Here is a 1,616-nt window from a genome sequence, read left to right on the forward strand (position 1 = left end):
GGTAATCGGGCTGTCTCTGCCTTGGGGTGTCTGGAGATGTTTACGAATGTTTTCCACGGACAATATTTTATTAAAGGGTAATTTTTTACCGTTTTTCAGGTCAGAAATAATATGTTTTTGGTGACTTGAATGAAAAAAGCTGTTAAAGATACTAGCATCGCCAATCTTTTGTTTAAGATGGGTTTTTTGCGAAAAGTATCTTATATGCAATAGGTGCGGCGTTGCAATCAAATTCTACAATATGTTCATATTTTTCCTTAACTTAGTGCCATTAATCTGCAGTCAAATCATGCAGTAAACCAAGGCAAACCTGTACGCGCGGACAAACCCAGATAATTTTTTCCGCATCAGTGTTCAATGCCCACTCAAGAGCAATCTTAGTTTTTCCACAACCTGCTGGCCCTTGAAGGACGCCAATACTGGCTGTTTCATTGATTACCGCAATTTTTTTTAAATCGGCCAGTGACTTAGCTGCCTGACTTTGCGCTGTATTTCGTTCACTATTGGGATAAGAAGCTTCAAAGCCCTGAAGACATTGTTTAATGTTTGTTTGTAAAGTACTTTTATTCTGATAGATTTCCTTATCAAGGAGCTCTACCAATGTACCTTCAGCAAGGTATTCTTCCAAATCATCCAGTGAACAGCCTGATACCAAACGATCTGCACTAATCACTGCTGCCCTAACCAAGTTATTCAGCGCATTCTCTCGAACACTTGCTTGAAACTCTTTTAGCTCATTCGCCCATTTATTATATTTCTTGTAAGCAGGGAAGGAGTCAGGTATGGAACTAAATGACTTGCTGAAATCAGGGATAGAATTTTGCATTTCAAACTTTTCAGCTAAATTAACTATGTCTTCAAGAACAGCCAGGGTCTTTTTGTAAATGTCATCAAATTTATCTTTTATAAGAGACTTTTTAAAAATCTCGTAAATAGCTCTTGGCTCTGTAAATTTATCATCTTTTTCTTTTCTGAAGGGCTTAGTATGATGCCAATAAATACCATGAGCTATCTGGACCCTCTGTGTAGCATTTAGTGAACAACCAGCCAGTAAATTCTCAGCTAAAACCCATGACAGCTCATGGTGCCTTGGGTGTTTTTCAAACGAAAACTTTGCAGGTGCGTCAATATGAACACCGTCTTCGGGAATAAAACTCTCCGGTATTTTTCCCATTTTTTTATTTACCCAGTTTTGAAATTCCGGGTCAATTTTTCCTATATCGTGAAGAATTCCTGCAAGAAAAGCAGCTTGCTGTAATTTCGGGTTGTCGATATGCAGCGTTTCCAATAATTGGCGGGCAACAAATCCGACTGCAAACAAATGCTTACTTAATGCTTGCGAGCGTGTATTTGCCAGCAAATTTCCCGTTTCTATTGGTAATTTTTGTCGAGTAGACATCTCTGTTTCTCCTATTTATAATTTAAATTTTAAACATAATGTGAGAAAGCATGATGCCCCTCACAGAACCGTACTTGTAGATTTCCCACATACGGCTCTTCAACTTAACTCACTGAACCTGTTAAAGTATAAAAATCATGTGTGATTCGTGGCTGCGGTAGTGGGTAACGTTCAATATATTTGTTGAACTTCTCCCAACTCATTTTCCGCTTCTGGC

At 38.5% G+C, this 1,616-nt stretch carries 2 protein-coding genes; both read right to left on the reverse strand.

Annotated features, from left to right (window positions below):
* Nucleotides 1-231 (reverse strand): hypothetical protein (locus tag DNK84_RS14680; RefSeq protein WP_208123305.1); only part of this gene is annotated, 231 nt, incomplete at its 3' end.
* 40 nt (nt 232-271) lie between these two features.
* The gene (locus DNK84_RS10355; protein ID WP_119344440.1) at nt 272-1,399 is read right to left on the reverse strand and encodes a CRISPR-associated endonuclease Cas3''; all 1,128 of its coding nucleotides are present in this window, start codon (nt 1,397-1,399) and stop codon (nt 272-274) included.
* Between the last annotated feature and the right edge of the window lie 217 nt (nt 1,400-1,616).

Source organism: Facilibium subflavum, assembly GCF_003574485.1.
In the GTDB taxonomy this organism is placed as follows: Bacteria; Pseudomonadota; Gammaproteobacteria; order Francisellales; family Francisellaceae; genus Facilibium; species Facilibium subflavum.

Bases quoted from the DNA above. Each gene is read 5' to 3' on its own strand.
- DNK84_RS10355 (WP_119344440.1), bottom strand. From the start codon at position 1,399: ATGTCTACTCGACAAAAATTACCAATAGAAACGGGAAATTTGCTGGCA.